The sequence below is a fragment of the Sulfuricurvum sp. RIFOXYD12_FULL_44_77 genome (genome assembly GCF_001830725.1).
Classification (GTDB): Bacteria; Campylobacterota; Campylobacteria; order Campylobacterales; family Sulfurimonadaceae; genus Sulfuricurvum; species Sulfuricurvum kujiense_A.
In genome coordinates this window covers 1-12,559 of sequence record NZ_MIBU01000092.1, presented here as the reverse complement: position 1 = coordinate 12,559, position 12,559 = coordinate 1, and the positions used below count along the sequence as shown (strand labels likewise).

The window sequence follows — 12,559 nt, the reverse complement described above, 5'->3', positions numbered from 1 at the left end:
TCAAACCGTGCATCCAAATGTTTCTCGGCGATAGCCATCACCTCATCAGAACTTCGAAGCAACGGAGTTACCCCCGCGCACTCGTGTAAGGTTTTAAAGGTGCCTGCGGTGAAGATCGCCAATGACATCGGGGTGTTGAGCGAGGCGAGAGAGTGTATAACGCTCTCAAAATCATCCGCCCACTGTAATGCCGACGCAGAGTAGATGCGATCAAATCGCTCCTCGCTCAAGCTCTCAAATAATAACGGATCATTGAAATTTCCCAATAATAATTCAACATTGGAATTTTTAGGGTGGTGTTCTAACATTTGCTCTGAAAAATCGACACCGACGAAACGCTCAATCTCCCAATCGATCAATGAGTAGAGGGTTCCGTTTCCGCATCCCAAATCCACTATACGCTTCGGCTGATTCGGGGTAGAAGCAATCAGTTTTTGGGCAACAAGCCGCTGAATAACATTGCGACTGCCGTACTGGGCCGCATAGCGGGAAAACTCATGACACGCATTGCTCATCGGCGGTTAATGACCAATGCGATGATAAAGATAACCAAGAGGCACAAGACGATCGCCGCACCGCTGGGGAGTGAAAAAAGATACGAAGCACTCAATCCGATCACCACAGAGATAAGGGCGATGGCGATAGAGAGGAGGGTGGTGGGATAAAAACCCATCCCGAATCGGATCGCGGCGACGGGAGGGATCACCATCAACGCACCGATCAAAAGGGTTCCGACCACCCGAATGGAGAGGGCAATGATAACGGCGATAATGCTTACCAACATGAAATTAAGCAAGGTGACGCGAATGCCTCCCGCTCGGGCAACATCCTCATCAAACGCGATAAAGTAGAGCTCTTTGAAAAACGCGAGTAATAATGCCATCGCTAACGAGCCGAAAATCCCCATGACCCATAAATCCTGAGTACTTACCGAGAGGATCGATCCGAAAAGATAGCTAAAAAGAGAGGCGTTAAACGATCCTGCCATAGAGACGATGACAATCGCCAGTGCGAGGGAGCCTGAGAGAAAAATGGCGAGTACCGAATCAGAATACATCCCGTGAACACTGCGCAGGTACTCGATCATCCACGATGCGACTAAAGAGGCTAACACCGCCATCCACAGAGGACTCATACCGAATAATAACCCCACCGAGACCCCGACAAGGGAGACGTGTGCCAAGGTTTCACTCAAAAGTGAATAACGGCGGAGGACGATAAACGATCCGCTCAATGAGGCGAGCACGGCAATCATAAGCCCCGCGATAAAAGCGCGCTGCATAAAGGGATAATCAAGCATTTCCAGTAGCATCAACTATCCTTCTAATGGTTATGGCTCACGACGTGCGCCGGTGTGCCGTAGAGTCGGCTCATCTCGTCACATCGGATCATCTCGGCAGGGTTTTGGGAGACAAGCACCGTTTGGTTCACAAATAAAACACGGGTAATGTCCTCGGCAATGACCCCGATATCGTGGGTGATAAAGAGGATAGACATTTTTTTGGTGCGGTTGAGGGTTCGGAGGAGTTCATAAAAACGGTGCTGTGATTCGACATCGACCCCCGTGTTAGGTTCATCGACGATCAATACATCGGGGTTAGACGCCAAAGCGCGAGCGATCATCACCCGCTGACGCTGACCGCCGGAGAGGTTTCCGATAAGACGATCCGATAAATCACTGACCCCCATCAGCTCCATCGCCTCCGAAATCGCCGTTTTATCATCACGTGATTCGAATCCAAGAATCCCCCGCACGGCATATCGCCCCATCCCGACCACTTCACGTACCGTAGCCGGAAACGTACTGTCCACAAGGGCGGAGCGTTGAGGAACATACCCGATACGGTTCCAATCACGAAAGCGGTTTTGAGGGATGCCAAAAAGTTTGATATCCCCTGAAGTCGGTTTTTCGAGTCCCAGCAAGAGGCGGACGAGGGTCGTTTTTCCTCCGCCGTTGGGACCGATGATGGCGCAATATTCTCCCGATAATATGCGAAATGCTGCCCCTTTGAGGACAAGAGTACCTTGCCGCTCAAAATTGAGACCGTTCACTTCGAAAAGACTCGGGAAAAATTTCAACGGCACTCCATCGCTTCACGCAGTTTTTTTAAGTTCTCACGCATAATCGTAAGATAGGTTTGATGCGATTTTAACTCATCTTGGCTAATATTTTCCAGCGGTTGAAGCGGTACCGCTTTGGCACCCGTCTCACGGGCAATCGTTTGAGAGACGTTATCGTTGATCATCTCTTCAAAAAAGATCGTTTTGACACCATGCTCTTTTACCGTTGCAATAATATCGGCAATGTTTTTGGCACTTGGCTGCTCATCGCTTGAGAGACCGACTACCGAAATGTTTTCAAGTTTATTCGAATGTGCCAAATATCCGAACGCGTCATGGTTGGAGACAAGTGTCCGATTGTTACACTCCGCCAACCCCTTAGTATACTCAGCTTTGAGTTTTTGAAGTTCTCCAATGTAAGTGGCGGCATTACCATGAAATATCTCCGCTTTGCTCGGAAGACGTTTCGAGAACTCGGCGTCCAATGTTTGGGTCATTTTGATCATGTTATCAATATCGAGCCAGTAATGAGGATCATAGGCTCCGTGTTGATGCTCTTCATCATGCCCCTCCTCATGTTCTTCTTCACTTTTTTGCATCGCAACGTGCTGACTCATATCAATAATTTGCGTCGTTTTAGGAAGGGTGTTTTTCAAACTCTCTGCCCACGTCTCAAAACCTGCACCGTTGTAGATAAATAATGATGCATTCGAAATTTCGGCTACTTGCGTCGGATTAGGGGAAAACATGTGTGCGTCACCGCCCAAAGGGATGATGTTGTGAACCTCCAACTCATCCCCTGCGATGTTACGAGCCGCTTCATAGAGGGGGAAAGTGCTTACGGACACAATTGGTTTTACCTCTCCCTCTGTTTGTTTCGCTTGAGGCTTCGGTGAAAAAAAGCTGACTCCGATAACGATAGCGACGATTACACCGCCAAAAACTATTAATCGTTTTGTATCCATAATTCAGGTTCCTTATATAAAATTCGGATACCATTCTAATGCAACTAAGTTGCAATAAACCTTAAATTTTAAGAAGTCTTATCAAAATGACACTCGATGAAAAAATAACCCAGGGCGGCTTTCGACTCACTGCCCCCCGAAAAAAGATACTCACCATCTTTGCCGATCAGAAACAACCGATCAGTTTTGAAGAGTACGCCGCGCTTGATCCAAAAATCGATAAAAGCACTTTTTACCGGACAATGCAACGCTTCGAATCCGCCCATATCATCAACGGTATCGAATCGGATGAAGGAAAACGGTATTTTGAACTCTCCGAAAATATCCATCCCCATTTCATCTGCCAAATCTGCCACACGATTTCCTGTTTAAGCCCCCAATCGATTATCCAGCAAGAGGGTTACACTATCGACTCCATCATTTATAAAGGACGATGCCCCCAATGTTCCGCGTCTTAATTTTAGTCTCTACGTGGGTAAGCCTCAGCTGGGGATGTCTGGCATGCAGTTACGGCGATATCAAAGTGCTCACCCATCTTTATCTCAATGTCTCAAACAACACCCTCAAATCGGTTGATGTGGAGTGGACGCTTGATCCAATGTTCTCACAAATGGTACTGGGAGATTTCGACACCAACCGAAACACTAAATTTGAAAACAGTGAACGCTATGAAGTCTATAAATCAATAGCCTCTATGAAAGAGATGGGCTTTTTTATCCGTCCCACTCTCAATAATCGTAAAATTTGGCTCAAAAAGCTTAACAACTTTACCGTTAGAGTGGAAAAAGGGCTGGTAATTTATCGATTTAATATCCCTCTCAATGAGCCTATCAAGCAATCACTACATCTTCGCATCGCTTACGATGCCAATGCCGCTTTCAATAACGGAATAATTTATCATCTGAACGATAAAACTGTATTTCTCACACCTAATAAATCAGCGCGTATAGCCACTAAACTCACCAAGCCTAAGATTTCCAAAGGTTCTGATTCTGTTTTGGATATCTCTTTACAGCCCCTAACCATTGCCCTAGCATCACCGCTTGGGGGGAATACTCAAAACACGCAAGAGGGTGGATTTAGCGAAAGCTTACGAACCCTTACCGAAAAAATCCACGCCACTCTAATCGAGGCTCAAGAACACCCGAACGTACATACCATCGGAGCTATTCTTCTCTTCTCCCTTCTCTATGGCATCCTTCATGCAGCGGGTCCCGGTCATGGAAAAACATTGGTGGCGAGTTATTTCAGCGTCAATGAGCGCAGTTACGGACGGGGGATCGGGATAGCTCTCCTCATTGCGACGACGCATGTAATAAGTGCTTTTGCCATCACGATGATCCTCTACTGGTTTGTTCACACCATGTTTTCCCAAACGATTCAAGATGTTTCCCTCTATGCCACCAAAGCAAGCGGAGTTGTCATTCTCACAATCGCCCTCTATTTAGCCCGTCAAAAATGGAATTTTTACCGTCAAAAACCTGCTGCAATGCGATTTAGTACCGCAGCACCGCACGTCAGCAGCTGCGGATGTCACAGCTGTAAAACTACCGCCAACTCGACCGATTTGATGCTAATTTTGGGCGCAGGGATTGTCCCATGTCCCGGAACCATTGTTGTCTTTTTGTTCGCCATTTCCATGGGAATGATTTGGCTGGGGGCGGTGAGTGCCATGGTGATGAGTCTGGGGATGGGAATGACGATCGCGATCACAGCGGCTTTGGGGACGGCTTTACGGAAAAAAGGCAGCTCTTATGGCAACAAAGCTCTCAAAATTATCGATATTCTAGGGGTAGCGATAATGTTTTCAGCCAGTTTACTCTTAATTATGGGGTCTTAAATGCTGATCACGAAAAAATATAATAATACGCTACGGACGAAACAACCATAGCAAACATAAAAGCGACTTTTTTCTTTTGGGTACATTTTGAACACACATTCTCTCCCTTGTTTAAAAAGGGTATTTTAGTCCTACTCTTTTAAAAGGAAGCTTCATTCGAGACTTATAAACACTATGCTATAATCGCGAACTTTTTTAAAAATCAAGGATTAACATGACAGGTATACTGCTCATCGTGCAGATCGTTTTGGTCGTTATGATCACCATCGCGGTACTGCTACAAAAAAGCTCAAGCATCGGTTTGGGAGCATACAGCGGTTCCAACGAATCGGTTTTCGGGGCTAAAGGACCGGGAAGCTTTTTGGCTAAAGTAACCTTTTTTCTCGGATTTGTTTTCGTAGTCAACACCATTGCATTGGGCTATTTTTACGCTCAGCAAAAAAATGCTTCCGTTGTTGATTCTATGATCGATACTACAGAAGTTACGGCGCCGACGATCAATATCGTCAACGACACCAACACTACCAAATAAGACGAAGGGGAATTTCATGTTAAACGAAGTGTATCAATTTTGTGAAGAGAAGATGCAAGGGAGCTGTGAGCACTTGCTCAGCAACTTTCGCACACTCCGCACAGGACGTGTCACCACTAAAATATTGGATAATGTTCGTGTCGATAACTACGGCTCACTCACTCCGATCGATCAAGCAGCGAGTGTTTTAGCCACCGACGCTACAACGATTACTATCTCTCCATGGGATAAATCAATGCTTAGCGTTATCGAAAAAGCGATTATGAAAGCCGATATCGGTGTTAATCCGAACAACAACGGAACCGAAATCAAGCTTTTCTTCCCTGCAATGACGGTTGATCAGCGTCAAGAGACGGCAAAAAAAGCCAAGGGGATGGCGGAAGATGCGAAAGTAGCGGTACGTAATGACCGTAAAAAAGCAAACGACAAAATCAAAGTACTCGAAAAAGACAAACTCGTTACGGCTGATGAATCTAAATCAGCTCAAGATCAAGTTCAAAAAATCACCGATAAATTTATTGCCAAAATCGAAGAATTGCTCAAAAGTAAAGAGCAAGATATCTTGACGGTATAACTGTGATGGATATCAAACAAATCTACCTCGATGCGAGCGCGATGCTCGAGGGACATTTTAAACTCAGCTCAGGCAACCACTCTGCCTATTACCTCCAATCGGCAAAAGTGTTGGAACAACCGAAAACGGCAAAACTCCTCGCCGATGCGCTGAGTGATACGATCAAAGCAAGCGGAATTGCTATCGATACCGTCTGTGCCCCTGCCCTCGGCGGTTTGATCGCAGGATTCGCCCTCGCGACGGCACTCGACAAACGCTCCATTTTTGCAGAGCGTGTCAACGGTGAGATGCAAATTCGTCGCGGATTTGAGATCACTCCGGGCGAACGTGTCCTCATCTGTGAAGATATCATCACCACCGGCGGCTCGGCAATGGAAGCCGCAAAGGCGATCGAAGCCCTCGGTGGCGTAGTGGTGGGATTTGCCGCTCTTGCCAATCGCGGTTTTTGTAAACGCGACGGCAGTGCGTTGGAGCGTAAAGCTAACTGTGCACTCTCCTCGGACAAACCTCTTTTTGCTCTTGCTGATTTCGATTTCGAAATGTATGCACCCGATAACTGTCCGTTGTGCGTAAACGGAAGCGAAGCGATTAAACCGGGTTCACGAGGAAACTGATGTCTGAGAATTTCAAACTCGATATGGCACACCTCCAGCGGGTACAGCGTACCCTTCGCAAAGCGGGAAATATTTTCCCCAACGAAAAAGAGCTCGTCGCAACACTCGAAGATTTGATTATCAAAGCCCAAGACGATACCTCGCTCAATACCTACTATCATATGGCGCAGTATCTTAAACAGCGTCTTAAAGAGTTGAAAGCCAACCTTGATCAGCCGCTCGAAGCCGTTGATACCGCCATAGAAGATCTGGAGTGGTCAATCGGCTATCTTCAGTGGCTTGTAACCGAACAGCCTAAAAAATCATAATTCGCAGGTTAGCGCTTCGCTCACAAGGCGGGCAGCCACCTCTTTTTTCCCATCAATCGTAATCGTGATAGGAAGGCCGCGTAACTCCCGTTTCTCTTCCAAACTCACCACTTTAACGACCAGTTTGACCTCCGGAGCATATCGGAGTATCGCTTCGCAGATTAGCCGCTTTTTCTCAAGATTGTCGAGGGTAATAATAACACTGACGGAATCTTTGGTGCAGAGTTTATCCAAAATAGCACTCTTGGACATATCCCCGAAATAGACCTCTTGATGGTCACGAAGCGCCTCTTGGACGTGCTTATAGCTGTTATCGGCTACGACATAGTCGACTCCCGAAGCACGCAGCTCTTTTGCCACAAACTTTCCGACGATACCGTATCCGCACACAATAATATGGTTGTGCCGTCCCGGAAGCATCGCAAAGGTTTCGGTTACACTGACATCTTTGAAAAAATAGCCGCTGATAGTCGCTAGATAGGTCAGGACAAACGGAGTCAGGATAATCGAAAGAACCGCCACTAAAACCAAAAGCTGAGAGAGCTCTTCGGGAATCAATCTGTAATTTCCCGCCAATGCGAATATAGCAAACGAAAATTCCCCCACTTGCGCGAGGGCAATAGCGGTTTTAAAGGCTATTTTTGACTGTGAATGGATTCGAATTACACCGAAAATTACGACGGCTTTCACCGCTAAAACGACACCGAGAATGGCTAGTATCTCGAAAAAATGGCTCGTAAAGAGTGCCAAATCGATCTTCATCCCCACCGTGACAAAGAATGTCCCGAGTAACAAATCTTTAAAAGGGGCGATATCCGATTCGACTTTATGATGGTAACGGGTTTCGGCAATGATCATCCCCGCGACAAATGCCCCCAGCGAATAGGTAAACCCTGCATAGGAAGCGAGCAGTGAGGAGGCAACGACGATGACCAAAACAGAGCCCATAAACAACTCGTCCACTTCACTGGAAGAGGAGAAATGGAGCAGCCATGTCATCACCCGCTTACCGACAATAAAAAGCGATCCGACAATGACGACCGCACTGATGGCCGTTTGAAGTAAAACATCACCGATATCTTTACCGTTTGAGCTCAAAAAACCGATCAAAATCAGGATCGGGATGACGGCAATATCTTGAAAAATCAAAATTCCCGTCGCTTTTTGACCGTAAGGTCGGGCAATCTCTTTGGTCGATTTTAGATAACTGAGGACGACCGCCGTTGATGAGAGTGAAAGAGCCATAGAGGTAATCAAAGCGCTCTCCAATGAGATACCAAAACCCCAGTAGGCAATCGCAAAAAAGATCACGGAGGAGAGAAGAACCTGCAGCGATCCGTTAAAAAAAACATCGGTTTTCATCGTGGAGAGGCGTTGAAGCGAGACTTCAAGCCCGATCGTGAACATCAAAAAGACCACACCGAATTCGGCGATCATCTCTAAGGTATGCGAATCACTCATATGGCGCAAATCGAAAGCATACGCTACCGTCACACCCGTTAGAATGTATCCGATAATTTGAGAAATTCCAAACCGTTTTAAAATAAGATTGACAATGATCGACATTCCCAACGCTATCGTGACGTAATATAAAGCCGATTCCATTAAATTCCATCTTTCAAACGTTTTTATAAGTCTTAAAAGTATATAATACGTTCCTTAAGAAGAGCGGCAATTTGTCGACGTTTTGGATCATCACGACCCATTTAACCCAATCGTAAAACGCTAAGAGCTAAGGAATGATTCAATGACCAAATATATTTTTGTAACCGGCGGAGTTCTGAGTTCACTCGGAAAAGGGATTACGGCAGCCAGCATCGGTGCACTCCTCAAACACTCCGGCAAACAAGTCGGTATGCTCAAAATCGATCCCTATATCAATGTCGATCCGGGAACTATGAGTCCTCTAGAGCACGGTGAAGTTTTTGTTACCAAAGATGGAGCAGAGACCGATCTCGATATCGGAAACTACGAGCGTTTTCTCGACACCTCCTTTTTACGTACCAGCAACTTTACAACCGGTCAGGTTTACAGTTCGGTCATTGAACGTGAACGCAGCGGCGGATATTTAGGACAAACGATTCAAGTCGTCCCTCATATCGTCGGAGAGATTGTCGATCGGATCAAAAAAGCGGGTGAGGGGCATGAGATTCTTGTCGTCGAGCTTGGCGGTACCGTCGGAGATATCGAAGGGCTTCCGTTTATGGAGGCGATCCGTACGATGAAACACGATGACGAGGTTGAGGGGACATTTTTCATCCATGTCACCCTCATCCCGTTCATCAAAGCAGCCGGTGAGCACAAAAGCAAACCGACACAGCACTCGGTTCAAGAGCTTCGCCGTATCGGAATCACTCCGCAGATGATTATCGCCCGTAGTGAAGAAAAACTCCCGAAAACCTTTAAAAAGAAACTCGCGTTAGCGTGTGATGTCAGCGGTGACAGTATCATCGAAGCGATGGATGAGCAAACCATTTACGCCGTGCCGCTCAGCTTTTTACAACAAAATATCCTTGCTCCGATCAGCAAAGAGTTGGGATTGGGCGAACTCAAACCCGATATGGAACAATGGGATTCATTGGTCAAAAAAATCGTCTCTCCGAAATACCACGTCACGATCGCTTTCGTCGGTAAATATTTGGAGCTCAAAGAGTCGTACAAATCACTGATCGAAGCCCTCATCCACTCCGGTGCACACCTCGATACCCGTGTAGCAATCCACTGGGTTGACAGTGAAAAAATCGAAACACAGGGGGCCGAAGCTCTTTTACGTGATTGTGATTCGGTTCTCGTAGCGGGCGGTTTCGGTAATCGCGGCGTTGAGGGGAAAATTCAGGCAATCCGCTATGCCCGTGAAAACAAAATCCCGTATTTGGGAATTTGTTTGGGAATGCAGCTCTCCATCGTCGAGTATGCCCGTAACGTGTTAGGTTATGAGGATGCCAACTCGATTGAGTTTAACCCAGCAACAACCCATCCGATGATCTATTTGATCGATAATTTTATCGACCAATCGGGTGAAACACAACTCCGTACACACCATTCACCTATGGGAGGGACGCTCCGCTTGGGTGAATATCCGTGCGAAACGAAAGAGGGTTCAAACCTCCGCACCGCCTATAATAACGAAGCCCTTATCCATGAGCGCCATCGTCATCGATACGAAGCTAATCCAACCTATCGTGCGGCGCTTGAAGCTGCGGGAATGGTCGTAACCGGAGAATCACACGGTCTTATCGAAGCGGTAGAGATTCCTGCGCATCCGTGGTTTTTAGGGGTACAGTTCCACCCTGAATTCACCTCACGTCTCCAAAGCCCGAATGCTTCGATCCTCGGATTTGTAAAGGCAACTTTCTCGCATGCAAACCCTGCCTGAGGTTCCCCTACTCGATCATAGTGCTCTGGGGAGTTTTTTAGCGCGCCGATTTGAGGCGCAGAGTGAAAAGCTCTCCGATATCCCCCACCCCAGTCTTCTCAAAGATGCCCAGAAAGGTGTCGAACGGCTCGCACATGCTATCCGTAACGGTGAACGTATCGCACTGGTGGGTGATTACGATGTCGACGGCGTCACCTCGACCGCGATCGTCAAACGTTTTTTCGACCTCATCCCCTACCCCCTCATCACCACGATACCCAACCGATTTACCGACGGATACGGTGTCTCGAAAAATGTACTGGAGCGACTCGATGCCGATGTTATTTTTACGGTCGATAACGGGATCAATGCCCTCGAAGCAGCAGAGGTATGTAAAGCAAGAGGGATTGATCTGATCATTACCGATCACCATACCCCGGGTGATAGCCTCCCTAATGCCTATGCCATCATCAATCCCAAACAGAGCGATTGCCCCTATCCGTTCAAGGAGATATGCGGCGCACAGGTAGGATGGCTTCTTATGGGGCTTCTTAAACAAGAGCTGGGACTCACGAGCGATATGCGGCAATTTTTCCCTTTTCTCTCCCTCGCGATTATCGCCGATGTTATGCCCCTTGTGGGGATCAATCGTGCCATCGTCAAAACGGGTCTGGAGATGATGCAAACATCAACCCTCTCCCCTTTTGTGATGATCCGCGATTTTCTAAACCGTTCCGCCATCTCGGCGGAAGATATCGCTTTTCAAATCGCTCCGCGTATTAATTCGGCAGGAAGACTCGAAGATGCCTCCATCGCCCTCGATTTTCTGCTGGCCGACACCACCGAGCGGGCATACCATCAGTTTGAGCTTCTCACCTCTCTCAATACATTGCGTAAAGAGACCGAAGCGCAAACGACATCAGAGGCGATGCTGCACGTTAACCATGATGATCCCATCATAGTCGTCGCCGGTGAGCACTGGAATGAGGGGGTTGTCGGAATCGTCGCCTCTCGTCTTGTCAACCATTTTCAAAAGCCTGCCATTGTCCTGAGTCTCCATAACGGCATTGCAAAAGGGTCCGGTCGCAGTATCGGCAACGTCGATCTCTATACCCTTATCAAATCCCAAGAGCACCTCCTCGTCAAATTCGGCGGACACAAAATGGCGGCAGGACTCTCCATGGAAGATGACGCCGTAGAGTCGTTTCGACGCGGGATCAATGACGCGGCCAAACATGTTAATCCAAAAGACTTTATCCCCCATAACGATATTGTCGGGGAGTTGGAGCACGAGATGATCAATTTTCAACTCCTTGAACTTCTGGAGCGATTCGAGCCTTACGGCGAAGGGAATCCCCGCCCGCGATTTTTGATTCGTGAGGCCGATGTCGTTACGGTAAAACTCTTCGGAAGCGATCAGTCCCACAGCCGTGTTGAACTGCGTCCCTCACGGCTCAGCCCCAAAACACTTGAACTGATTGCGTTTCGGCGGACACTCGAATGCCCCCAGAGCAAAAAAATGTCGTGCAGTTATACGGTGAATAAAAACGAGTGGAATGGACGGGTCTCTCTTCAGCTCATGGTGGAGCGGATATTTTGATCCTCCGTATCCTCATCACCGCTCTCATTCTTATCGGGTGTAGTACCCCAAGCGATACCCTCCCCTACCCGCTGCTCATCAGTGAAGAGGGGCTGGGTGCTATCCATCCGGAGACTCCGTTTGAGCAGATCAGCACGTCACTAAGCGGCTTTGAATTTGAGAAACTGAGCCAAATCTCTCCGCAAGAGAGCGAAATACTATTTCAGATGAAACGGGGGAATTCCGCAATGGCACACATCGTCTCCGATGCTTCCGGAAAAAAGATCGCTTCCATTCATATCCTCTCACCCCTCATTAAAAATAAGAATAACCAAGGGCTAGGAGATATATTGCTGCAAACAAAAACCCTCAATTGCAGTGATGATCTCTGCCACTACGCCGAGGAGCCCTCCCTCCTCTACCGAATCGATTCAAAAAGCAGAACGATTCGCGAAATAACCTATCAAAAGCTATAATACGGGATGGACACATTTTTTATTGAATTTCGCGATCCCCTTTTCGGCATCGTCGTTTTTTTTATCCTCCTTTTCATCCTCTCCTTTCTAAGCTACTGGTGGGGGCGGTATAAAAGCGCGCGTGAACACCATGACCTCGAATCGTTTTTAGGCAAATTCGAATCGATCGGCGAGGGGGAAAAACTTACCGAGCAAGTAGAGACCAACTCCCTCAGCTCCGAATCGTGGCTGTTGTTGGCACAAAGTTTCGAGCAT

At 47.4% G+C, this 12,559-nt stretch carries 14 protein-coding genes and 1 pseudogene; 10 read left to right on the top strand and 5 right to left on the bottom strand.

The genetic code is table 11. The annotated features are described in order from the left end of the window. The 4 genes from A2517_RS04180 to A2517_RS04165 form a co-directional block, all read right to left on the bottom strand. Window positions 1-515 (bottom strand): methyltransferase domain-containing protein (locus A2517_RS04180; protein ID WP_294894453.1); only part of this gene is annotated, 515 nt, incomplete at its 3' end. Beyond that, window positions 512-1,312, bottom strand: coding sequence for a metal ABC transporter permease (locus A2517_RS04175; protein WP_294894451.1), 801 nt, complete (start codon window positions 1,310-1,312; stop codon window positions 512-514). The genes A2517_RS04180 and A2517_RS04175, both read right to left, overlap by 4 nt. A gap of 11 nt (window positions 1,313-1,323) precedes the next feature. Then, complete coding sequence (locus A2517_RS04170; RefSeq protein ID WP_294894448.1) at window positions 1,324-2,085, bottom strand: metal ABC transporter ATP-binding protein; 762 nt, start codon at window positions 2,083-2,085, stop codon at window positions 1,324-1,326. Continuing rightward, window positions 2,076-3,026: a zinc ABC transporter substrate-binding protein gene (locus tag A2517_RS04165; protein ID WP_294894446.1), complete on the bottom strand. Its 951-nt coding sequence runs from the start codon at window positions 3,024-3,026 to the stop codon at window positions 2,076-2,078. Before A2517_RS04165 ends, A2517_RS04170 begins: the two co-directional genes overlap by 10 nt. An 86-nt stretch (window positions 3,027-3,112) precedes the next feature. Here A2517_RS04165 and A2517_RS04160 point away from each other — a divergent pair, with 86 nt between their 5' ends. The 6 genes from A2517_RS04160 (at window position 3,113) to A2517_RS04135 (ending at window position 6,894) form a co-directional block, all read left to right on the top strand. Next, a complete protein-coding gene (locus A2517_RS04160; RefSeq protein ID WP_294894444.1) occupies window positions 3,113-3,484 on the top strand; it encodes a Fur family transcriptional regulator in 372 nt (123 codons plus the stop codon). Further along, entirely contained in the window at window positions 3,469-4,866 is a 1,398-nt protein-coding gene (locus A2517_RS04155) for a DUF1007 family protein (protein ID WP_294894442.1), read from the top strand. Before A2517_RS04160 ends, A2517_RS04155 begins: the two co-directional genes overlap by 16 nt. 214 nt (window positions 4,867-5,080) lie before the next feature. Further along, a complete protein-coding gene (gene secG / locus A2517_RS04150) occupies window positions 5,081-5,398 on the top strand; it encodes a preprotein translocase subunit SecG (protein ID WP_294894440.1) in 318 nt (105 codons plus the stop codon). 16 nt (window positions 5,399-5,414) lie between these two features. After that, window positions 5,415-5,972, top strand: a complete 558-nt coding sequence (gene frr / locus A2517_RS04145; RefSeq protein WP_294894438.1) for a ribosome recycling factor — start codon at window positions 5,415-5,417, stop codon at window positions 5,970-5,972. Window positions 5,973-5,977: 5 nt separating this feature from the next. Next, a complete protein-coding gene (pyrE, locus tag A2517_RS04140) occupies window positions 5,978-6,586 on the top strand; it encodes an orotate phosphoribosyltransferase (RefSeq protein WP_294894455.1) in 609 nt (202 codons plus the stop codon). Then, the gene (locus A2517_RS04135) at window positions 6,586-6,894 is read left to right on the top strand and encodes a hypothetical protein (protein ID WP_294894436.1); all 309 of its coding nucleotides are present in this window, start codon (window positions 6,586-6,588) and stop codon (window positions 6,892-6,894) included. The genes pyrE and A2517_RS04135 overlap by 1 nt, the downstream gene beginning before the upstream one ends. Here A2517_RS04135 and A2517_RS04130 read toward each other — a convergent pair. Beyond that, window positions 6,889-8,499, bottom strand: a complete 1,611-nt coding sequence (locus A2517_RS04130; protein ID WP_294894434.1) for a cation:proton antiporter — start codon at window positions 8,497-8,499, stop codon at window positions 6,889-6,891. The genes A2517_RS04135 and A2517_RS04130 overlap by 6 nt on opposite strands. A gap of 142 nt (window positions 8,500-8,641) precedes the next feature. Here A2517_RS04130 and A2517_RS04125 point away from each other — a divergent pair, with 142 nt between their 5' ends. The 4 genes and pseudogenes from A2517_RS04125 to A2517_RS04110 all read left to right on the top strand — a co-directional run. Further along, on the top strand, window positions 8,642-10,270 hold the full coding sequence (locus A2517_RS04125) for a CTP synthase (RefSeq protein WP_294894432.1): 1,629 nt from the start codon (window positions 8,642-8,644) through the stop codon (window positions 10,268-10,270). After that, window positions 10,254-11,849, top strand: coding sequence for a single-stranded-DNA-specific exonuclease RecJ (recJ, locus tag A2517_RS04120; protein ID WP_294894430.1), 1,596 nt, complete (start codon window positions 10,254-10,256; stop codon window positions 11,847-11,849). The genes A2517_RS04125 and recJ overlap by 17 nt, the downstream gene beginning before the upstream one ends. Beyond that, window positions 11,801-12,304 carry a hypothetical protein gene (locus A2517_RS04115; RefSeq protein ID WP_294894428.1) on the top strand — a complete coding sequence of 168 codons (504 nt, stop codon included), beginning with the start codon at window positions 11,801-11,803 and terminating at the stop codon, window positions 12,302-12,304. The genes recJ and A2517_RS04115 overlap by 49 nt, the downstream gene beginning before the upstream one ends. A gap of 6 nt (window positions 12,305-12,310) precedes the next feature. Continuing rightward, window positions 12,311-12,559: pseudogene (locus A2517_RS04110) on the top strand (hypothetical protein); the annotation flags it as partial.

Excerpts from the sequence above, each read along its gene's own strand:
- A2517_RS04175 (WP_294894451.1), bottom strand. The coding sequence starts at position 1,312 with ATGCTACTGGAAATGCTTGATTATCCCTTTATGCAGCGCGCTTTTATC.
- A2517_RS04165 (WP_294894446.1), bottom strand. The coding sequence starts at position 3,026 with ATGGATACAAAACGATTAATAGTTTTTGGCGGTGTAATCGTCGCTATC.
- A2517_RS04160 (WP_294894444.1), top strand. The coding sequence starts at position 3,113 with ATGACACTCGATGAAAAAATAACCCAGGGCGGCTTTCGACTCACTGCC.
- A2517_RS04155 (WP_294894442.1), top strand. The coding sequence starts at position 3,469 with ATGTTCCGCGTCTTAATTTTAGTCTCTACGTGGGTAAGCCTCAGCTGG.
- secG (WP_294894440.1), top strand. The coding sequence starts at position 5,081 with ATGACAGGTATACTGCTCATCGTGCAGATCGTTTTGGTCGTTATGATC.
- frr (WP_294894438.1), top strand. The coding sequence starts at position 5,415 with ATGTTAAACGAAGTGTATCAATTTTGTGAAGAGAAGATGCAAGGGAGC.
- pyrE (WP_294894455.1), top strand. The coding sequence starts at position 5,978 with ATGGATATCAAACAAATCTACCTCGATGCGAGCGCGATGCTCGAGGGA.
- A2517_RS04135 (WP_294894436.1), top strand. The coding sequence starts at position 6,586 with ATGTCTGAGAATTTCAAACTCGATATGGCACACCTCCAGCGGGTACAG.
- A2517_RS04130 (WP_294894434.1), bottom strand. The coding sequence starts at position 8,499 with ATGGAATCGGCTTTATATTACGTCACGATAGCGTTGGGAATGTCGATC.
- A2517_RS04125 (WP_294894432.1), top strand. The coding sequence starts at position 8,642 with ATGACCAAATATATTTTTGTAACCGGCGGAGTTCTGAGTTCACTCGGA.
- recJ (WP_294894430.1), top strand. The coding sequence starts at position 10,254 with ATGCAAACCCTGCCTGAGGTTCCCCTACTCGATCATAGTGCTCTGGGG.